Consider the following 20,628-nt stretch of genomic DNA (forward strand, 5'->3'; position numbering starts at 1 on the left):
TCAGCCCAGCGTGTCGATATGCGCCCGCACCTTGGCGAAGACGGCGTGGAACATCTCCGTCGTCAGCACGCCGGTGTTCGTGTTGTAGCGCGAGCAGTGATAGCTGTCGAAAAGCACGAGATCGCCCAGCCGGTGCACGGCGCCATGGGCGAATTTGTGGTGTGAAAGCCGTTCGCCATGCGCCGCCAGCACCTGGTCATGAGCGATCTTGCCCAGCGCGACGATGGCGCTGAGACTCGGCAGCAGGCCGATCGTTGCGGAGAAGAACGGGCGGCAGGTGCGGATTTCGTCCGTGGTCGGCTTGTTTTCGGGCGGCACGCAGCGCACGGCGTTGGTGAGACGTGCATCGACCAGCCGCAGCGAATCGTCCGGCCGTGCCTCGAACGTGCCGGTGGCGAAGCCGAACCTGATCAGCGTCGAATAGAGCAGCTCGCCGGCATAGTCGCCGGTGAAGGGGCGCCCGGTCCGGTTGGCCCCGCGCAGCCCGGGCGCCAGCCCGACGATGAGCAGGCGCCCATCCTCCGGCCCGAAGGAGGGCACCGGTGCGTTGTGCCAGCCGGGCTCCTGCGTGCGCCAATGGTCCCGAAAGGCGACGAGGCGCGGGCAGAGCGGGCAGTCGCGCGGCGGCACCGGCGGCGCCACGGCCGGCGGAGCGTGGAGAGCGGCGCCCATAGGCGTCAGGAATCCGCCGTGTCGTCGTCCGGGGCGGGCGCGGGCGCGCGGCGTTCCAGAAAGCGCGGCGTCTCCTGCATGCGGCCGGAACGGTCCGCCGGGTCGCGGCCGACCTTGGCCTGCAGGTCCACGAGGTCGAGGAACACGTCGGCCTGACGGCGCAACTCGTCGGCGATCATCGGCGGCTGGGTGTGGATGCTGGACACCACCGTCACCCGCACGCCCTTGCGCTGCACCGCCTCCACCAGCGAGCGGAAATCGCCGTCGCCGGAGAACAGGACGATATGATCGACATGGTCGGCGAGCTCCATGGCGGCGACGGCCAGCTCGATATCCATATTGCCGCGCACCCGGCGCCGGCCCTGGCTGTCGGTGAACTCTCGCGCCGGCTTGGTGACGACCGAGTAGCCATTATAGTCGAGCCAGTCGAGCAGCGGGCGGATCGAGGAATACTCCGTTTCCTCGACGAGCGTGGTGTAATAGAACGCGCGCAGAACATAGCCGCGCCCCTGAAACTCCTTCAAAAGCCGCTTGTAGTCGATATCGAAACCGAGAGACTTGGTGGCGGAGTACAGATTTGCCCCGTCAATGAAGAGGGCGATCTTTTCCATGCCGTTGACCATAATGAGAAAATACCCGGACTGATAAATGTGCGACGACCCACGCCGGCACGCGCCGATGCAGGAAACCGTCCACTCTATAGACATAACCGATTTATGGCGGCGGCGAGACGACGGCGGCGGTTGTCCGCCAATTTTGATCGCGGGAAGGTGAAGGCAGGCCGGTGCATGCGGGCCGGGAGCGCTTGCCCCTTCGGCCGGATTGGTTTAAGGACGCCGCTTCCCTTTCCCGTCAGGAGTGCCGAAGCATGGCTCGCGTCACCGTCGAGGACTGCATCGACAAGGTCGACAATCGCTTCGAGCTGGTCCTTCTTGCCGGCCATCGGGCGCGCGCCATCGCGTCCGGCGCGCCGATCACGGTTGACCGTGACAATGACAAGAACCCGGTCGTCGCCCTGCGCGAGATCGCCGACGAGACCGTCTCGCCGGAAGATCTGCGCGAGGAACTCATCCACTCGCTCCAGAAGTTCACCGAGGTGGACGAGCCGGAGCCCGAGACCGTTCCGATGATCGCCTCCCAGTCGTCGAGCGGCGACGATTCCGATGTCATGCTCGACCGCATGACCGAGGAAGAGCTGCTCGCCGGCCTGCAGGGGCTGGTGCCGCCGGAGCCGAGCGACGACGACGAAGGCTGATACAGCGTTCGGGCGATCGCCCTTGTCCCATCGTCCCGGCCCGGCCCTCCGCCGGGCCGTTTCTGTTTTGCCTGCCATTTCCGCGACATGCGGCTTGCGCTGGCCGGCCTTGCAGATGATATCTAGCAGAGCGGCCGCCCCGGCCGATCCTTCTCGCGAGTCCCTGTCATGATGCGGCAGTACGAGCTCGTCGAGCGCGTACGCCGGTACAATCCCAATACCGACGAAGCGCTGCTTGACCGCGCTTACGTCTATGCGATGCGCGCCCACGGCACGCAGAAGCGCGCCTCCGGCGATCCCTATTTTTCGCACCCGCTCGAAGTCGCCGCCATCCTGACCGACCTCAAGCTCGACGACGCCACCATCGTGGCGGCGCTGCTGCACGACACGATCGAGGATACCGACGCCACCCGCGACGAGATCGACAAGATCTTCGGCCACCAGATCGGCGCGCTGGTCGAGGGCCTGACCAAGATCAAGAAGCTCGACCTCGTGTCCAAGCAGGCGAAGCAGGCGGAGAATCTGCGCAAGTTGCTGCTCGCCATCGCCGACGATGTGCGGGTGCTGCTGGTCAAGCTCGCCGACCGCCTGCACAATATGCGCACGCTTAAATGGGTGCCGGAGGAAAAACGCTCCCGCGTCGCGCAGGAGACGCTGGACATCTATGCGCCGCTCGCAGGGCGGATGGGCATGCACGACATGCGCGAGGAGCTGGAGGACCTCTCCTTCCGCCAGCTCTCGCCCGAGGCCTATGATTCGATCCTCGGCCGGCTGCAGGCGCTTAAGGAAAGCAATGGCGAGCTCGTCGCCGCCATTGAACGCGAGCTTTCCGACGCCATCGCCCAGAAGGGCATCGGGGCGCTCGTCACCGGCCGGCAGAAGCGCCCGCACTCCATCTGGCGCAAGATGGAGCGCAAGTCGGTCGCCTTCGAGCAACTATCCGACATTTACGGCTTCCGCATCATCGTCGACACGGTGGAGGAGTGCTACGCGGCGCTCGGCGTGGTTCATACCAAGTGGCCGCTCGTGCCGGGGCGGTTCAAGGACTATGTCTCGACGCCGAAGCAGAACGATTACCGCTCCATTCACACCACCGTCGTCGGGCCCGGCCGCCAGCGTGTCGAGCTGCAGATCCGCACCCGGCAGATGCATGAGATCGCCGAATACGGCATCGCCGCGCACGCGCTCTACAAGGACACCGGCGGTTCGGATCCGCTGACGCGCGAATCCAGCGCCTATGCCTGGCTGCGCCGCACCATCGAATTGCTGGCGGAGGGGTCGAGCCCCGAAGAGTTCCTGGAGCACACCAAGCTCGAACTGTTCCACGACCAGGTGTTCTGCTTCACCCCCAAGGGGCGGCTGATCACCCTGCCGCGCCGGGCCACCCCGATCGACTTCGCCTATGCCGTGCATACTGGCGTCGGCGACCGGGCGGTGGGGGCGAAGATCAACGGCAAGATTTCGCCGCTGGTCTCCGAACTGCAGAATGGCGACGAGGTGGAGATCATCACCGCCGCCGGGCAGACGCCGCCGGCGGCGTGGGAATCCATCGTCGTCACCGGCAAGGCCCGCGCCGCGATCCGCCGCGCCACCCGCGCCGCCGTGCGGGCGCAATATGCCGGGCTCGGCAAGAAGATCGTCGAGCGCGCCATTGTGCGGGCCGGCAAGGTGTTTTCCGAGGAGAAGCTCGCCGCCTCGGTCGGCCGTCTCGCCCGCGCCTCGCTGGAGGATGTCTATGCCGCGGTCGGGCGCGGCGAGATGCGTTCCGACGACGTGGTCAAGGCGGTTCACCCGGAATGGACCGGCCCACGGCCCGAGGAACGCGCCGCGCTGAAGGGCGAGGGCTGGTTCGAGCTGGAAAAGGGCCAGAGCCTCAAATTCAAGATCCCCGGCATCGAGAGCGATCCCGATCCGCAGACCGCTATTCCCATTCGCGGCATCAACCGCGAATTGCCGGTCCGCTTCGCCCCCAATGGTGGCGCCGTTCCGGGCGACCGCATCGTCGGCATCCTCTCGCCGGGCGAGGGGATCACCATCTACCCCATCCAGTCGCCCGCGCTGCAGGATTTCGAGGAGGAGCCGGAGCGCTGGCTCGATGTGCGCTGGGATGTGGAGGAGGACGACCCGCAGCGCTTCCCGGTGCAGATCGTCGTCGTCGCCACCAACGAGCCGGGCTCGCTGGCGCAGATCGCCCAGGTAATCGGTGAGCGCGACGGCAATATCGAGAATCTGCGCATGTCCTCGCGCTCCGCCGATTTCACCCGGATGGTGATCGACATCGGTGTCTATGACCTGCGCCACCTCAACGGCATTCTCAGCGACCTGCGCGCCCGCCCTGTCGTGTCCAGTGTCGAACGGGTGAATGGGTGATAAGGAACCGTTAACCCTGATTGGCGTTTCCTCGGCAGTCCCATGACGCCACTGCAGGAGACACCGATGACCGAACAGATTCAGGCCAATGTCCGTATCGTGTCGGGTGCCGCCAAGGCGTTCTGGGGGCGGCTGGCCGGCGACGCGCACCGCGTCGCCAGCGCCCGGGTCGAGCAGCTTGCCGGCGAAGCCGCGCTGGCCTGTGCCAAAGCCCGCAGCCGCGCGGAACGCGAGGGCTCGGTCGCCCGCGCCTGAGACGTGACGGAAGGGTGACGCGGCGGTCCTTATGGGCTATCACGCGACCCGTTCCGTAACCTGCTCCGGGCTTTCGCGATGACACAAGACGAGGTGGTGGCCGAGTTCCGTGCGGCGGGTGCGCTGCTGGAAGGGCATTTCATTCTCTCCTCCGGCCTGCGCAGCCCGGTTTTCCTGCAGAAGATGTTCATCTTCCAGGATCCCGTGCGGACCGCCCGGCTGTGCAAGGCGCTGGCTGATAAGGCGCAGGCGGCGTTCGGCAAGATCGATTATGTGGTCTCGCCCGCCGTCGGCGGCATCGTCCCCGGCTATGAAACGGCCCGGCAGCTCGGCGCCATGGCGGTGTTTGTGGAACGCGAAGGCGGCACCTTCCAGCTGCGCCGCGGCTTCACCATTCCGCCCGAGGCCCGGGTGCTGATGGTGGAAGACATCATCACCACCGGCCTGTCCTCGCGCGAATGTCTCGCCGCGATTGCCGAACACACGTCCAATGTCGTCGGCGCCGCCTGCCTCATCGACCGTTCCAACGGCAAGGCCGATCTCGGCGTGCCGCTGGTGGCGCTGGCGAAGCTCGACATTCCCGCCTATCCCGCCGATGCGCTGCCGCCGGAACTGGCGGCGTTGCCGGCGGTGAAGCCGGGTTCGCGCGGCATTCAGGGGGTGAAGGCGTGACTGCCATCGTTCCCCCCATCCGCCTCGGCGTGAATGTCGACCACGTCGCCACCATCCGCAATGCGCGCGGCGGCGATCTGCCCGATCCCGTGCGCGCCGCCCAGCTGGCCTGCGCCGCCGGGGCCGACGGCATCACCGCCCATCTGCGCGAGGACCGCCGCCATATTCGCGACAGCGACATGCGGCGCCTGCGCGAGCAACTGACGGTGCCGCTGAATTTCGAGATGGCGGCGACCGACGAGATGGTCGCCATCGCCCTTGAGCAGCGCCCGCACGCCGCCTGCCTTGTGCCGGAGCGGCGCGAGGAGCGCACCACCGAAGGCGGGCTCGATGTCATCGGCGGCGGCATCGATCTCGCCCACAAGGTGGAACAGCTCGGCGCGGCCGGCATTCGCGTCTCGCTGTTCGTGGCGCCGGACGCCGAGCAGATCGCGCGCGCCGCCGATATCGGCGCCGCGGTGATCGAGCTTCACACCGGCGCCTGGTGCGAGTTTCTCGCCGCCGGCGAGACGGACAAAGCCGAGGCCGAACTGGCGCGGCTGATCGCGGCGGCGGGGCAGGGCAGCGCGCTGGGGCTGGAAATTCACGCCGGCCACGGGCTGGACTTCGCCACGGCGGAAGTGATGGCGGCCGTCGAGCCGATCCGCGAACTCAATATCGGCCATTTCCTCATCGGCGAATCCATCTTCGTCGGGCTGGAAGGAGCGGTGCGCCAGATGCGGGCGGCCATGGCGCGCGGGCGGGCCCGTATTGGGGCGCCGCAGGCGGCGTGAGGGAGAGCAGGGCGTGATCCTCGGCATCGGCTCCGACATCACCGACGTGCGGCGCGTGGCCGAAGTGCTCGAGCGGCACGGCGAACGCTTCCTCGACCGGGTGTTCACCCCGGTGGAGCGCGCCAAGTCCGATCGCCGCGCCCGCCGGGCCGAAAGCTACGCCAAGCGCTTCGCCGCCAAGGAGGCCTGCGCCAAGGCGCTCGGTACCGGGCTGGCGCAGGGCGTGTTCTGGAGGGATATGGGCGTGGTCAACCTGCCCTCCGGCCGGCCGACCATGAATCTCACCGGCGGGGCCAAGGCACGCCTCGACGCGATTACGCCCGCCGGCCATGAGGCGCGCATCGACCTGACCATTACCGATGACGGCCCGCTGGCGCAGGCCTTCGTCATCATCAGCGCGGTTCCGGTCGCCAGCGGCGGATAAGCGGCGCTGCCGACGCGTCACCTCGTGCGATCGTGAGCGGGCCGCGTTGCCGCCGCTGGATTGAGCGGCTATAGGAGCCGCACGGCCGCCTCGCGCGGCGCATGCCGTGCCGCTGAGCGCACCGGAAGGCAACATGACGTCCACCACCGAACCGAAGAAGCAGGAAGGCGGCCTCGGCGAAACCGTGAAGGTCATCCTTCAGGCGTTTCTGATCGCCCTGCTGATCCGCACCTTTCTGTTTCAGCCCTTCAACATCCCCTCCGGGTCGATGAAGGAGACGCTGCTGGTCGGCGATTATCTCTTCGTCTCCAAATACAGCTATGGCTACAGCCGCTTCTCCCTGCCGCTGTCGCCGCCGCTGTTCGACGGGCGCATTCTCGGCTCCACGCCCAATCGCGGCGATGTGGTGGTGTTCAAGCTGCCGCGCGACGAGAGCACGGATTACATCAAGCGGGTCATCGGCTTGCCCGGCGACGAGATCCAGATGATCGGCGGACTGCTGCACATCAATGGCGTGCCGGTGAAGCGCGAGGATGCCGGCTACTGGATGGACGACGAGGGCAATGGCCGGGTGGAGCGCGTGAAGCGCTGGACCGAGACGCTGCCCAATGGGGTGAGCTACTACACGCTCGATCTCGTCGAGAACGGGTTCTACGACAATACTGATGTCTACAAGGTGCCGCCCGGCCACTATTTCATGATGGGCGACAACCGCGACAATTCCACCGACAGCCGCGTTTTGAGCCAGGTCGGCTATGTGCCCTATGAGAACCTGATCGGCCGCGCGCAGGTCATTTTCTTCTCGGTGAAGGAAGGCGACGCGGCCTGGCAGTTCTGGAAGTGGCCGTGGACGGTGCGCTGGGACCGTCTCTTCACCTTCGTGCGATGACGCGCGGCAAGAACCGCGTCGCCGACGACGCCGGCCTCGACGCGCTCGAAGCGGCGCTCGGCCATGTCTTTGCAGACCGCGCGCATCTGCGGCTCGCGCTCACCCATATCAGCGCCGTCACCGGCGCCCAGGGTTCGAAGGCGCGGGTGCGCTCCTATCAGCGGCTCGAATTCCTCGGCGACCATGTGCTGGGGCTGATCGTCTCCGACATGCTCTACCGCGCCTTCCCGCAGGCGGAGGAAGGCGAGCTGTCGCGCCGCCTCGCCGATCTCGTCTGCGAGGAAGCCTGCGCCGAGGTGGCGCTCGCCATGGGGCTCGGCCCGCATCTGCGGCTCGGCGCCGGCGAGGATCGCTCCGGCGGGCGCGAGCGCCCCGCCATCCTCGCCGATGTGGTGGAGGCGGTGCTGGCGGCGGTCTATCTCGACGCCGGCTTTGCCGCCGCCGAGGCGATGGTGGAGCGCTTCTGGCGCGCCCGCCTCTCCACCCCCGGAAGCTCCGCCCGCGACCCCAAGACCGCCTTGCAGGAATGGGCGCAGGGCCGGGGCCTGCCGCCGCCGCATTACCGGCTGGTCGAGCGGTCCGGGCCCGACCATAATCCCGAATTCCGCATTGCCGTCGACGTGCCGGGCTTCGAGCCGGTCGAGGCGACCGGCTCCTCCAAGCAGAACGCTCAGAAGACCGCCGCTGCGGCGTTTCTCCAACGGGTCACACCATGAACGACACCATCGAAGAAACTCCCGAAGCCGCGGCCGAGACCACGCGCTGCGGCTTTGTCGCCCTCATCGGCACGCCCAATGCCGGCAAATCGACGCTGACCAATGCGTTGGTGGGCACCAAAGTATCCATCGTCTCGCACAAGGTGCAGACCACCCGCGCACTGGTGCGCGGCATCGCGATTGAGGGCGCGACGCAGATCGTGCTGGTGGACACGCCCGGCATCTTCGCGCCGAAGCGCCGGCTGGAAAAGGCGATGGTGCGCTCCGCCTGGAGCGGGGCGGGCGATGCCGACGCCGTGGTGCTGCTGATCGACGCCCGCGCCGGCCTGACCGAGGACGTGCAGGCGATCATTCGCGGTCTGGCCGATGTGAAGCGGCCGCGCGCGATCCTGCTCAACAAGATCGACCTGGTGAAGCGCGAGAGCCTGCTGGAGCTCGCCGCCAAGGTCGCCGAGCTCATCAGCTTCGACCGGCTGTTCATGGTTTCCGCGCTGGCCGGCGACGGGCTGAAGGAACTGCGCCAGTGGCTGGCGCAACTCTTGCCGCTCGGTCCGTGGCTCTACCCGGAAGACCAGATTTCCGACGCGCCGATGCGCTCGCTCGCGGCCGAGATCACGCGCGAGAAGCTGTTCCACCGGCTGCATGAGGAACTGCCCTACCGTTCCACCGTCGAGACCGACTCCTGGCAGGAGCGCAAGGACGGATCGGTGCGTATCGAACAGACCATCTTCGTCGAGCGCGAGAGCCAGCGGAAGATCGTGCTCGGCAAGTCCGGCGAGACCATCAAGGCCATCTCCATGGCCGCGCGCAAGGAACTGACCGAGATCGTCGAGGCGCCGGTGCATCTGTTCCTGTTCGTCAAGGTGCGCGAGAACTGGGCCGACGATCCCGCACGCTACCGTGAGATGGGGCTGGAATTCCCGCAGGAGTGAGGCCGCCCGATGGAGTGGTCCGACGAGGGCATCATTCTCGGCGTGCGGCGGCACGGCGAGGCCAATGCCATCGTCGAGTTGATGACCGCCGCCCATGGCCGGCATCTCGGCCTGGTGCGCGGCGGCGGGTCGCGGCGTCAGGCGGCCGCGCTGCAGCCGGGCAACGAGGTGCGGGCCAACTGGCACGCCCGGCTTGACGAGCATCTCGGAACCTTCGCGCTGGAAGTGACCGCCGCGCATGCGGGCAGGCTCATGGGTCGTGCTCATTCCGCCTTTGCGCTCAGCCACATCGGCAGTCTTGTTCGCCTGCTGCCCGAACGCGATCCGCACCCGGCGCTGCACGCCATGCTCGCCACCATGGTCGCCCATCTCGACCATCAGCGGCTCACCGGCATGATGATCGCCCGCTTCGAGCTGATCATGCTGGCCGAACTCGGCTTCGGTCTCGATCTGGAGCGCTGCGCCGCCACCGGCGGGCGCAACGACCTGCTCTATGTCTCGCCGAAATCCGGCCGCGCGGTGAGCCGCGACGCCGGCGCGCCCTGGCAGGCGCAGCTGTTCGCCTTGCCCTATTTCCTTATCGCCGAGGTCGCCGAGCCGCCGCTGCCGGAGGATGTGGAGGCGGCCTTCGCGCTCACCGGCCATTTCCTCGCCCGCCGGGTGTTCGACCCGCGCGGCCTGCCGCTGCCCGATGCCCGCGCCTCGCTGCTCGCGGCGTTGAAACGGCCCGGTGGATAGCTTTCCGGCCGCGCGTTCGCGTCTTGTTCCGCAGGGCGCTTCGCGCTAGCAAGGGGCATGGGTGAGCCACCGATTCCGACCGATGATGGCACGATCGAGCCGATCGGGCTGAAGGCGGCGCTTGAAGAGCGCTACCTCGCCTATGCGCTGTCGACCATCATGCACCGCGCCCTGCCGGATGCGCGCGACGGGCTGAAGCCCGTGCATCGCCGCATTCTCTACGGTATGCGCCTGTTGCGCCTCGACCCCGGCGGCGGCTTCCGCAAGAGCGCGAAGATCGTCGGCGACGTGATGGGCTCGTTCCACCCGCACGGCAATGCGGCGATCTACGACGCCATGGTGCGCCTCGCCCAGGACTTTTCCCAGCGCTACCCGCTGGTCGACGGGCAGGGCAATTTCGGCAATATCGACGGCGACAACGCCGCCGCCGAGCGCTACACCGAAGCCCGGCTGACCGAAGTGGCGCGGCTGATCCTCGACGGCATCGACGAGGACGCGGTCGATTTCCGCCCGAACTATGACGGCACGACGGAAGAACCCGTCGTCATGCCGGGCGCCTTCCCCAATCTGCTGGCCAATGGCTCAACCGGCATCGCGGTTGGCATGGCGACCTCGATCCCGCCGCACAACGCGGCCGAGCTGATCGACGCCAGCCTGCACCTGATCGAGAACCCGAACGCCACCACGGACGACCTGCTGAAATTCGTCCAGGGTCCTGACTTTCCTACGGGCGGGGTCATCATCGAATCGCCGTCCTCCATGGCCGACGCCTACGCCACCGGGCGCGGCGGCTTCCGGCTGCGGGCGCGCTGGGAGAAGGAAGAGACCGGGCGCGGCACCTATGTCGTCGTCGTCACCGAGATTCCCTATGGCGTGCCGAAATCGCGCCTGGTGGAGAAGATCGCCGACCTGCTGAACGAGAAGAAGCTGCCGCTTCTCGCCGATGTGCGCGACGAGAGCGCGGAAGATGTGCGCCTGGTGCTCGAGCCGCGCGCGCGGAATGTCGACGCCGAACTGCTGATGGAAAGCCTGTTCCGCGTCACCGAGCTGGAGACGCGCTTTCCGCTCAACATGAACGTGCTGGTCGGCGGGCAGGTGCCGAAGGTGGTGAGCCTCGTGGAGGCGCTGCGCGAATGGGTCGACCATCGCCGCGAGGTGCTGCTGCGCCGCTCGCGCCACCGCCTCGCGGAGATCGAGCACCGGCTGGAAGTGCTCGGCGGCTACCTCATCGCCTATCTCAACCTCGACGAGGTGATCCGCATCATCCGCGAGGAGGATGAGCCCAAGCCCGCGCTGATGGCCCGGTTCGAGCTGACCGATGTGCAGGCCGAGGCCATCCTCAACATGCGCCTGCGCAGCCTGCGCAAGCTCGAAGAATTCGAGATCCGCAAGGAACACGACGCCCTGTCCAAGGAGAAGGACGGGCTGGAGAAACTGCTCGGCTCGGAAGCGCGCCAGTGGAAGGCCGTTGCCGGCCAGCTCGCGGAGACGCGCAAGCGCTTCGCGCCCGACACCCCGCTCGGGCGCCGCCGCACCACCTTCGGTGAGGCGTCCGCCCACAAGGCGGATGCGGTGATCGAGGCGCTGGTGGAGCGCGAGCCGATCACCGTCGTGGTGTCGGAAAAGGGCTGGATCCGCGCGCTGAAGGGCCATGTGGCCGATCTCTCCTCGCTTGTCTTCAAGGGCGATGACCGGCTGAAAATCAGCTTCTTCACCGAGACGACAGCGAAGCTGCTGGTGTTCGCCACCAATGGCCGCTTCTACACGCTCGATGCGTCGAAGCTGCCGGGCGGGCGCGGCCATGGCGAGCCGCTACGGCTGTCCATCGAATTGGAGCAGGAGGCGGATATCCTCCACGTGCTGCCCTATCAGGGCGGGCGGCGCCTGCTGGTCGCTGCCAAGGAGGGGCGCGGCTTCCTCGTCTCCGAGGATGACTGCCTCGCCAATACCCGCAAGGGCAAGCAGGTGCTGGGCGTCGACGCGCAGGAGGCGGCCAAGGTCGTGGTGGCGACGGGCGACAGCGTCGCGGTCATCGGCGAGAACCGCAAGCTGCTGGTGTTCCCGCTCACCCAGATCCCGGAAATGACCCGTGGACGCGGCGTGCGGTTGCAGCGCTACAAGGACGGCGCGATGAGCGACGTGAAGGTCTTCGCCGCCGCCGATGGCCTCACCTGGACCGACACGTCCGGCCGCACCTGGACCGTGACCGACCTCACGGAATGGCGCGGCGAGCGCGCCGGAGCCGGCCGCCTGCCGCCCAAGGGTTTCCCGCGCAACAACAAGTTCGGCTGAGGCGGCGCGGGAGCGACACCCGTCGTCAAGCCGGTAAGAGGAAGTGCGGACAGCGCCCTCTCCCTGTGAGGGAGAGGGCTTAGGTCCAGCAGCAAGCCTCGGCTCACGAGCCGATGACGCCGCCATCCTTCTTGGTGATCACCACCACGGCCGGGCGCACAGGCATGTCGTTCTTGAAGTCCGGCCAGCGGGTGGAGAGGTCCTCGTAATAGGACGGCCGGCCGAACGGCGCCCAGTCGGTGCCGCCATCGCCGGGATGCTGCACGGCGACGAAGGCGGTGCGGTCATCCGGGGTGAAAAGCGGCCCGCACAGTTCCGCGCCCACCGGCACGCGGAAGAACAGCTTGGAGGTCGCGCGCGCACCGCCTTCCGTGTCTACCGCCCACAGACCATCCGTGCGGCCGGTGTCCTTGGGGCTGTTGCCATCGGTCGACACCCAGAGCCGGCCGGCGGAATCGACCGCGCAATTATCCGGCATGCCGAACCAGCCATTGCGGGTGGTGTCCGTGGAGAAGGAGGCCCCGACGGAGGCTACCGAGGGGTCGCCGCACTTCAGCAGCACTTCCCATTTGCCCTTGGTGGCGGCGAAGTCGCCATCCGCCTCGGCGATCTCGATGATATGGCCGAAGGCGTTCTTGGCGCGGGGATTGGCGGCGTCGACCTGCTCGTCCTTGCGGCGGGTATTGTTGGTCAGCATCACATAGACCTTGCCGTTGACGCCGTTCGGCTGGACGTCTTCGGGGCGGTCCATCTTGGTGGCGCCGAGCAGATCGGCGGCGCGGCGGGTCTCGATCAGCACATCGGCCTGGCTGGCGAAGCCGTTGGCGGCGGTCAGCGGGCCTTGCCCGAACACCAGCGGCATCCATTCCAGCGCGCCGTCGGCGTCGAACTTGGCGACATAGAGCGTGCCGGAATCCAGCAGGTCCATATTGGCGGCGCGGTCATTCGGGTTGAACGTGCCGGCGGTGACGAATTTGTAGACATAGTCGAAACGCTCATCGTCGCCGAGATAGAAAACGACGCGGCCATCCTTGGCGACGATGGACTCGGCGCCCTCATGCTTGAAGCGGCCGAGGGCGGTGCGCTTTTTCGGCACCGAATTGGGGTCGTTCACATCGACTTCGACAATCCAGCCGAAGCGGTTCGGCTCGTTCGGCTCCTTGGCAAGGTCGAAGCGGGGGTAGATGTTGCCCCACTCATAGGCGCCCTCCGGCACGCCGTAGCGCTTGTAATTGGCGGCCTCCTTGTGGCCCTCGGGCAGCTTGCCGAGGAAGTAGCCGTGGAAATTCTCCTCGGCCATCACATAGGTACCCCAGGGCGTGACGCCGCCGGCGCAATTGTTCAGCGTGCCGAGCACCTTGGTTCCGGTGGGGTCTTCCGCCGTCTTCAGCCGGTCGCTGCCGGCAGCGGGGCCGGTGACCTGCATCGGCGTGGTCGAGGTGATGCGGCGGTTCAGCTTGCCCTCGCGCACCACCTGCCATTTGCCGTCGACCTTGCGGATTTCGACGATGGTGCCGCCATGGGCCGCCATCTCGATATCGACGCGGGTCTTGTCCGCCGGCGCCACCTTCAGCTTGCCATCCGTGACGCTGACGATGCCGGGGAACATGAGGTGCTCATTGGTGTATTCGTGATTCACCACCAGCAGGCCATGCGCGGACGAGCCGCCGAGCGGGATGAAGCCGACATAATCGTTATTGTAACCGAACTGCCGGCGCTGGGCCTCGGCGGTCTGGTTCTTCGGGTCGAAGGCGGGGGAGTCGGGGAACAGCGGGTCGCCCCAGCGCAGCAGCACCTCGGCGTCATAGCCTTCGGCGACGTGATGGGTTTCATCGACGCCGGCCTCAACCTCGACGAAGCTGAAGGCCGAGCCATTGGCCGCGACGCCATCCGTGGCGGCCTGCGCCTTCTCGGCGGTCAGCAGGGCCGCCGGGCCGACAGTGGCGGCGATAGCGGAAACGGCGAGCGAGCCCTTCAAGAGCCCGCGACGGGAGAAGCGGAGCGAGATCAGCTCGCCCATGGTCGGGTTGAACGTCGGGTTGCTGCCCGCGCCATCGGCCTCTTCGAGCAGGCTGGTGCGGAAGGGGGATTCGTGTACGGGGTCGAGGGAGTTGTCGGTCATGGGGGGCTCCGGCAATCTGTCCCGCTCCGGATTGGAAGCGTTCCAGACAGCTAGTGCCGCTCCGTCACATCCCGATGACGCCGGTGCCGCATGGGCATCATTCTGTCATATGACGGCGCGGCGACCTACTCCTCTACCCGCAACCAGCCGGAGGGGGCGAGGCGCTCCTGCGGCAGGAAGCGGCGCTTGTAGCTCATCTTGTCCGACCCCTCGACCCAATAGCCGAGATAGACGTAAGGAAGCCCCATCGCCTTCGCCTTGGCGATGTGATCGAGGATCATATAGGTGCCGAGCGAACGGGTGATCTCTTCCGGGTCGTAGAAGGAATAGACCATGGACAGGCCATCCGCGAGCACGTCGGTCAGCGCCACGCCGTAGAGCGCGCCCTGGCCCCGCCCGCTGATCGCCGTGCCGGGCCCGTGGCGGCGATACTCGATCAGCCGGGTGCGGACATGGCTGTCCTCCACCATCATGGCGTAGTCCAGCACGGTCATGTCCGCCATGCCGCCATCCGAATGCCGGCTGTCGAGATAGCCGCGGAACAGCGAATATTGCTCGGCGGTGGGGATGGCGGCGCGGATGTCGCCGATGAGATCGGCATTGGCCTGACGCACGCGGCGAAAACTGCGGCTCTCGCGGAAATCATCGACGCAGACACGCACCGAGACGCAGGCGCGGCACTGCTCGCAGGCGGGGCGATAGGCGATGGACTGGCTGCGCCGGAAGCCGCCATGAGTCAGCACATCATTGAGCTGGGTGGCGCGCTCACCGACCAGATGCGTAAAGACCTTACGCTCCAGCCGGCCCGGCAGATAGGGGCAGGGCGAGGGAGCGGTCAGGTAGAACTGCGGTGTGTCGCGCGAATGTTCGGTCACGGCGGGTTCACATTGCGAAGGCGGCAAGGATCGCGCGACGCGGGCGCGACGTCAAAGCCTGGCTGCGCCCTTCAACGCGAATGTCAGCGATAGCCGCGCAATTCGCCGGCCCGTTCGTCATTATTGGTGACGACAGTGCCGATGATGAAGTCGTGCGCCAGCCGCTTGCGGCGGTTGAGCAGGCCGATGACGGTGACGAAGGGCGTGAACACGCTCACCGATACCCAGAACAGCACCAGGCTGACAACCGCCAGCATCGGGGTCATCGGCGCGCCGTGCCAGAGCCGCATCTCCAGGCCCATGGCCCGCATGCCGATGGTGGCCGAGCGCGGCCCGCCGAGGGTCAGCCCGACATAGACCAGCGCCCAGACCACATAGCCGGGCCCCAGCAGGCTGAACAGGAACCAGCCGAGGCCGAAAGTGAGGAAGCCGAAGACGAAAATCAGCAGCGCCGCCATGCCGACCGGCACGCAGATCAGCACCGTGTCGATGATGAAGGCAATGAAACGCCGAAACAGCACGTCCCGGAAATATTCCGGCTCGACGAGCGGATCGAAGGCATTGGGCCGCATCGCCCCGTCATCGCTGGTGTCGAACATGCCGGTTTCCTCCCGGAGCGTCAGGTGGGGGGCGTTCGCGGTGCAAGCAAGGGCACCGCGCCACGTCGCTCGCGGTCAGTTGGCGGACTGCCAGTCCACCCGCACCACATCCATGCCGTTCTCGATCAGCGCGCGGTACACCTCGTCGGCATGGGCGCGGTCGCGCGTTTCCACGGTCACGTCGAGCCGCGCGCCCTTGGCATGCACGTCGAGGAAATGGCGCTTGTGCTCCACTTCCAGGATGTTCGCCCCGAGGCCACCGAGCAGGCTGGCGATGATGCCGAGTTCGCCCGGCCGGTCGAGCATGGAGAAGCGGAAGGAAACGATGCGTTCCTCGCGCTCCAATTCGCGCATCATGATCGAGGCGACGATGCGCGGGTCGATATTGCCGCCCGACACCACCAGCCCGACCTTGCGGCCGCGATAGCGGTCGGGATCGGCGAGCAGGGCGGCGAGGCCGGCCGCGCCGGCGCCCTCGGCCAGCGTCTTCTGCTGGGTCAGGAACAGGTTCACCGCGCGCTCGATGGTCGGCTCGCCCACCAGTACCACGTCCGACACAAGCGCCGAGACGAGCTCGCGCGTCAGCGTGCCCGCCTGCTTCACCGCGATGCCTTCCGCCAGCGTCGCGCCCTCGCAGGGCAGCGACTGCTGGTGCAGCGCGTTCCACATGGAGGGATAGAGCCGGGTCTCGACGCCGACGATCTCGATGTCCGGCCGCATGTCGCGGGCAGCGACCGCCATACCGGAGATCATGCCGCCGCCGCCGACCGGCACGAGCAGCGAGTCGAGGTCCGGCGCGTCCTCCAGCATCTCGGCGGCGATCGAGCCCTGGCCCGCGATCACATGGCGGTCATCATAGGGGTGGACCCAGACCAGATGTTCGGACTGGGCGATGCGGTCCGCCTCTTCCGAGGCATCGCCGACGGATTCGCCATGCAGCACCACCCGCGCGCCATGCGCCTCGGTGGCCGCCACTTTCACGATAGGCGTGTGCTTAGGCATCACGATGGTGGCGCGGATGCCAAGGCGGGCGGCGTGATAGGCCACGGCCTGCGCATGGTTGCCGGCCGACATGGCGACGACGCCAGCGGCGCGCTCCTGTGGCGAAAGGCTGGCGAGCTTGGTCAGCGCGCCGCGCTCCTTGAAGCTCGCCGTCACCTGAAGGTTTTCGTATTTCACATAGACATGCGCGCCCGTAATCGCCGAAAGGCGCGGCGCCGGCAGGGTAGGCGTGCGCAGCACCGCGCCATCCAGCAACTTGCGTGCGGCGGCGACATCGGCGGGGGTTACGGGCAAAGTCATCGAACCACTCAGAATTCTCGCGGCGAAGGTGCCGCACGCTGGAGAAGGCCTCCCGGCCGCAGAATGAGAACGGCCACCAGAAGGGAATAGATCACCACGTCGCGATACGCGATATCGAAGGCGGACGACCACACGATTTCGACGCCGGCGACGAGAACGGCGCCCAGCAGGGCGCCCGGCACGGAGCCAATGCCGCCAATAATTGCCGAAATCAAGGCTTTGAGCGTCATTGACAGCCCGTCGCCGGGTGTAATCGTTCCATAGGCCACGACCATGGCCACTCCCGCAAGCCCGGCGCAGCCTCCCGCCAGCGCAAAAGTGGCGCCAACGAGCCGGGGAACGTGAATGCCGACCATCGCCGCCATCAGCGGATCGTCGGCATGGGCGCGCCAGGCACGTCCGTAGCCGGTGAAGCGGATGAGGCCGAGCAGCAGCGAAATGCCGCTGAGTGTCAGCCCGGCGGCGAGCAGTTGCGCCGGTGTCACGGTGGCGATGAAGCCGGCTTCGCCCGCCAGATAGATCGGCCGGTTGAACAGGGCCGGCAGCCAGTTCTCGCGCGCGGCGGACGTGAGGCGGAACAGCTCGGTGAGCACGATGGCCACCGCCAGCGTCGCAATCAGCACGGGCTGCGGCGAACGGGCGCGGGCGAGGATCGGCACGATCACAGTGCGTCCGATCACCCAGCTCAGAAGCGCCGCGCCGGCGACACCGGCGAGCAGCGCCGCCGTCAGCCCGGCCGGATCGATCCGGCCGAGGGCGCCCGCGAAGCTGAACGCGATCAGCATATAGACCCCGCCGGCCACGGCGATCTCGCCAAAGGCAAGGTTGATGCGGCCGAACAGCCCGTGCACCAGCGCGAAGCCAGACGCGATGAGCCCATAGACACCCATCATCACGATGCCGCCCAGCGCCTGCTGCAGCCAGTACGCCCCCTGCGGGTCGACGCGGAGAACCGGCCGCCCCCCGACCTCGTTCCGATTATCATCCAGCCACCAGCGCTTGAGGATGTAGAGCTTGACCTCGCCCAGCGGCCGGCCATCGGCGACCAGCGCAACCAGGTCGAAACGGCCGGCACCGGTTTGGGCGGCGAAGTGGCAGATGAGTTCATGCGGGGCGCTGCCGAGGGCGGAGCGGGTGCGGTAGCTGTAACGCAGCGCCGCCGGGTCGCTGCGCAGCGGCCCCAGCTGGGTCTCGGTGATGTCGGTGTCGTCGTCATGCAGGGCGACGGCCGCCGCACGGCACAGCCGGGCTTGATCCGCGTCGATCACCGAGCCGCAGCCCACCAGCAGCAGGGCGAGGCCGCACATCATCAGCGACAGCCGCAAGCAGCCCTGCGGGTGGCCGGCCATGGCGGCGGCGCCCGCCGCCGTCAGGCTTCGCGGGCGAGCTTTTCCGCCACGCGCGGGGCGAAATAGGTGAGGATGCCGTCGGCACCCGCGCGCTTGAACGCCATCAGGCTTTCCATCATCGCCTTCTCGCCGTCGAGCCAGCCATTGCGGGCGGCGGCCTCGATCATCGCGTACTCGCCCGACACCTGATAGGCGAAGGTCGGCAGGCCGAAGGTCTCCTTCAGCCGGTAGACAATGTCGAGATAGGGGAGGCCGGGCTTGACCATCAACATGTCCGCGCCTTCTTCGATGTCGAGCGCCGCCTCGCGCAGCGCCTCCATGCCGTTGGCGGGGTCCATCTGATAGGTGCGCTTGTCGCCCTTGAGGCAGCCGGTGGAACCGACCGCGTCGCGGAACGGCCCGTAGAAGGCGGAGGCGTATTTGGCGCTGTAGGCGAGGATCTGCGCGTCGTGATGGCCCTCGCCGTCGAGCGCCCGCCGGATGGCGCCGACGCGCCCGTCCATCATGTCCGAGGGGGCGATGACATCGGCGCCGGCTTCCGCCTGCACCAGTGCCTGCTCCACCAGCACGGCCACCGTCTCGTCATTGAGGATGCGGCCCTGCGTGTCGAGCAGACCGTCATGGCCATGGCTGGTGTAGGGGTCGAGCGCCACATCGGTGATGAGGCCGATCTCCGGCACGGCGTCCTTGATCGCCCGCAGGGTGCGGCAGACGAGATTGCCGGAGTTGAGCGCCTCGCGCCCGTCGGCCGTACGCAGCGCCGGGTCGGTGTAGGGGAACAGCGCCAGTGCCGGAATGCCGAGCCGCGCCGCCCGCTCCGCCTCGCGCACCGCTTCATCGACACTGAGTCGCTCGACGCCCGGCATGGAGCCGATGGCGGTACGCTCGCCATGCCCGTCCTTGACGAAGATCGGCCAGATGAGATCGGCGACGGTGAGCGTGTTCTCGCGCAGCAGCTGGCGCGCCCATTCGGATTTGCGATTGCGCCGGGGGCGCTGCAGCAGATCGAGCTTCGAGGAGGAATCCGGCCGGCCGGAGGGCTCGGGATGGACGGGGCGCGGACGGGCGAAGGGAATGGTCATGGACATGCTCGCGAAGACGCTCGGCGGTGAACCGGATCCCGCCGCGTCGCCTCCGGCGCGGCACTTTCGAATGGTTATAGCTCCATACGACGCCGCGCGCGACCTCTTCACCCGTGTGATTGCGTATAAGCCCGCCTTCGCATCGCGGGGCATGTTGACGCGGCAAGAGCGGTGAGGGACGTGCGGCTTTGCGGACGGCGCGGAAAAGCCTAAGTGGCAGGGTACGGAAAGCGGCGAGGCAGGATCGACGTGACGACGGATATCGGCATCAGCTTCGAGCAGCGCGGCGCCCTGGGCCTCGTTACGCTCGACCGTCCCCGGGCACTGAACGCGCTCGACCATCCCATGGTGCGCGCCATGGACGCGACGCTGCGCCGCTGGATCGACGATCCCACGATCGCCCATGTGGTACTGCGCTCGGCGCATGAGCGGGCCTTCTGCGTCGGCGGCGATGTGCGCGCCATGGCCGAGCTCGGCCGCACCGGCCGCAAGGAAGAGGCGCGGCAGTACTGGCGCGACGAATACGCGCTCGACTATCTCATCGCGCGCTATCCCAAACCCTTCGCGTCGCTGGTCGACGGTCTGTGCTTCGGTGGCGGATTCGGCCTTTCCGGCCATGGGCGCTACCGCGTGGCCGGCGAACGGCTCGGCTTCGCCATGCCGGAGGTCGCCATTGGCCTGTTCCCCGATGTCGGCGGCACCTTCGTTCTGCCGCGCCTGCCGGGCTGGAGCGGGACCTGGCTCGCCATGACCGGCGCGCGCATCGGCATGGCGGATGCGGTGGCGCTGGGTCTGTATACCCATCACATTCCCGTGGCGCGCTGGCCCGGGCTTATCGATGCGCTGGTGGCCGGAGAGGTGATGGAGACGGTCCTCGCCCGGGCGGCGGTGCGCCCGCCGGCGCCGGAACTCGCCAGCCTCTACCCGCATATCGACCGCATCTTCGCCGGCGGCTCGCTGGCGGCGATCGTCGTCGCCCTGGAGAAGGTGGGGGAAGGTGAGGGCGAGGCGGCAGACTTCGCCCGCCTCCAGCTGGAAACCATCCGCCGCGCCTCGCCCACCAGCGTGCACATCGCCTTCCAGCAGATGCAGCGCGGGCTCGGATCCGATCTCGCCGGCTGCCTCGGCCTCGAATTCCGGCTGGTGACGCGGCTGCTCGACCGTCCGGACTTCTTCGAGGGGGTGCGCGCGCTGCTGGTGGACAAGGACCAGAAGCCGCTCTGGCAGCCCGCCCGGCTGGAGGACATCGACCCCGCCGCCATCGCCGCGTTGTTCGATACGCCGCTCGACGACGAATTGCTGCTTGCCTGA

Annotated in this window: 20 protein-coding genes; 12 read left to right on the forward strand and 8 right to left on the reverse strand. The window is 67.4% G+C overall.

Going from position 1 to position 20,628, the window contains the following annotated elements:
• Together J2S75_RS01200 and J2S75_RS01205 are read right to left on the reverse strand one after the other, a co-directional pair.
• The gene (locus tag J2S75_RS01200) at positions 1 to 672 is read right to left on the reverse strand and encodes a uracil-DNA glycosylase (RefSeq protein ID WP_307017424.1); all 672 of its coding nucleotides are present in this window, start codon (positions 670 to 672) and stop codon (positions 1 to 3) included.
• A 5-nt stretch (positions 673 to 677) separates the two neighbouring features.
• Positions 678 to 1,295, reverse strand: a complete 618-nt coding sequence (locus J2S75_RS01205; RefSeq protein ID WP_370874065.1) for a LabA-like NYN domain-containing protein — start codon at positions 1,293 to 1,295, stop codon at positions 678 to 680.
• 245 nt (positions 1,296 to 1,540) lie between these two features.
• On the opposite strand from J2S75_RS01205, the gene rpoZ reads away from it, so the two are divergent.
• From rpoZ to parC, 11 genes are all read left to right on the forward strand, one after another.
• The gene (gene rpoZ / locus J2S75_RS01210) at positions 1,541 to 1,927 is read left to right on the forward strand and encodes a DNA-directed RNA polymerase subunit omega (RefSeq protein ID WP_244376720.1); all 387 of its coding nucleotides are present in this window, start codon (positions 1,541 to 1,543) and stop codon (positions 1,925 to 1,927) included.
• Between the two features lie 168 nt (positions 1,928 to 2,095).
• Positions 2,096 to 4,297 (forward strand): RelA/SpoT family protein, encoded by a 2,202-nt coding sequence (locus J2S75_RS01215; RefSeq protein ID WP_307017429.1) that lies wholly within the window; start codon positions 2,096 to 2,098, stop codon positions 4,295 to 4,297.
• A 66-nt stretch (positions 4,298 to 4,363) separates the two neighbouring features.
• Positions 4,364 to 4,552: a CsbD family protein gene (locus tag J2S75_RS01220; protein ID WP_307017431.1), complete on the forward strand. Its 189-nt coding sequence runs from the start codon at positions 4,364 to 4,366 to the stop codon at positions 4,550 to 4,552.
• A 78-nt stretch (positions 4,553 to 4,630) separates the two neighbouring features.
• Entirely contained in the window at positions 4,631 to 5,224 is a 594-nt protein-coding gene (pyrE, locus tag J2S75_RS01225; RefSeq protein WP_307017432.1) for an orotate phosphoribosyltransferase, read from the forward strand.
• Positions 5,221 to 5,997 carry a pyridoxine 5'-phosphate synthase gene (locus J2S75_RS01230; protein ID WP_307017434.1) on the forward strand — a complete coding sequence of 259 codons (777 nt, stop codon included), beginning with the start codon at positions 5,221 to 5,223 and terminating at the stop codon, positions 5,995 to 5,997. The genes pyrE and J2S75_RS01230 overlap by 4 nt, the downstream gene beginning before the upstream one ends.
• A gap of 13 nt (positions 5,998 to 6,010) precedes the next feature.
• A complete protein-coding gene (gene acpS, locus J2S75_RS01235; protein WP_307017436.1) occupies positions 6,011 to 6,421 on the forward strand; it encodes a holo-ACP synthase in 411 nt (136 codons plus the stop codon).
• A gap of 133 nt (positions 6,422 to 6,554) precedes the next feature.
• A complete protein-coding gene (gene lepB / locus J2S75_RS01240) occupies positions 6,555 to 7,310 on the forward strand; it encodes a signal peptidase I (protein WP_244376714.1) in 756 nt (251 codons plus the stop codon).
• A complete protein-coding gene (gene rnc, locus J2S75_RS01245; protein WP_370874078.1) occupies positions 7,307 to 8,026 on the forward strand; it encodes a ribonuclease III in 720 nt (239 codons plus the stop codon). Before lepB ends, rnc begins: the two co-directional genes overlap by 4 nt.
• On the forward strand, positions 8,023 to 8,958 hold the full coding sequence (gene era, locus J2S75_RS01250; protein ID WP_307017440.1) for a GTPase Era: 936 nt from the start codon (positions 8,023 to 8,025) through the stop codon (positions 8,956 to 8,958). Before rnc ends, era begins: the two co-directional genes overlap by 4 nt.
• A 9-nt stretch (positions 8,959 to 8,967) precedes the next feature.
• The gene (recO, locus tag J2S75_RS01255) at positions 8,968 to 9,696 is read left to right on the forward strand and encodes a DNA repair protein RecO (protein WP_307017442.1); all 729 of its coding nucleotides are present in this window, start codon (positions 8,968 to 8,970) and stop codon (positions 9,694 to 9,696) included.
• 57 nt (positions 9,697 to 9,753) lie between these two features.
• The gene (parC, locus tag J2S75_RS01260) at positions 9,754 to 11,988 is read left to right on the forward strand and encodes a DNA topoisomerase IV subunit A (RefSeq protein ID WP_307017445.1); all 2,235 of its coding nucleotides are present in this window, start codon (positions 9,754 to 9,756) and stop codon (positions 11,986 to 11,988) included.
• 103 nt (positions 11,989 to 12,091) lie between these two features.
• Here the strand turns inward: parC and J2S75_RS01265 are convergent, their stop codons facing one another.
• The 6 genes from J2S75_RS01265 to hemB form a co-directional block, all read right to left on the reverse strand.
• A complete protein-coding gene (locus J2S75_RS01265) occupies positions 12,092 to 14,110 on the reverse strand; it encodes a PhoX family protein (RefSeq protein ID WP_307017447.1) in 2,019 nt (672 codons plus the stop codon).
• A 125-nt stretch (positions 14,111 to 14,235) separates the two neighbouring features.
• Entirely contained in the window at positions 14,236 to 14,985 is a 750-nt protein-coding gene (locus J2S75_RS01270; protein WP_307017449.1) for an arginyltransferase, read from the reverse strand.
• Between the two features lie 83 nt (positions 14,986 to 15,068).
• Positions 15,069 to 15,584 (reverse strand): RDD family protein, encoded by a 516-nt coding sequence (locus J2S75_RS01275; RefSeq protein ID WP_307017451.1) that lies wholly within the window; start codon positions 15,582 to 15,584, stop codon positions 15,069 to 15,071.
• A gap of 75 nt (positions 15,585 to 15,659) precedes the next feature.
• Positions 15,660 to 16,886, reverse strand: a complete 1,227-nt coding sequence (locus J2S75_RS01280; RefSeq protein ID WP_307017453.1) for a threonine ammonia-lyase — start codon at positions 16,884 to 16,886, stop codon at positions 15,660 to 15,662.
• 8 nt (positions 16,887 to 16,894) lie between these two features.
• Positions 16,895 to 18,235, reverse strand: a complete 1,341-nt coding sequence (locus J2S75_RS01285) for a branched-chain amino acid ABC transporter permease (protein ID WP_307017455.1) — start codon at positions 18,233 to 18,235, stop codon at positions 16,895 to 16,897.
• A gap of 20 nt (positions 18,236 to 18,255) precedes the next feature.
• Entirely contained in the window at positions 18,256 to 19,317 is a 1,062-nt protein-coding gene (hemB, locus tag J2S75_RS01290) for a porphobilinogen synthase (RefSeq protein WP_244376704.1), read from the reverse strand.
• A 249-nt stretch (positions 19,318 to 19,566) separates the two neighbouring features.
• Between hemB and J2S75_RS01295 the strand changes: the two genes are divergently transcribed.
• Entirely contained in the window at positions 19,567 to 20,628 is a 1,062-nt protein-coding gene (locus tag J2S75_RS01295; RefSeq protein ID WP_307017458.1) for an enoyl-CoA hydratase/isomerase family protein, read from the forward strand.

Source organism: Ancylobacter polymorphus (assembly GCF_030813495.1).
GTDB classification, from domain to species: domain Bacteria; phylum Pseudomonadota; class Alphaproteobacteria; order Rhizobiales; family Xanthobacteraceae; genus Ancylobacter; species Ancylobacter polymorphus.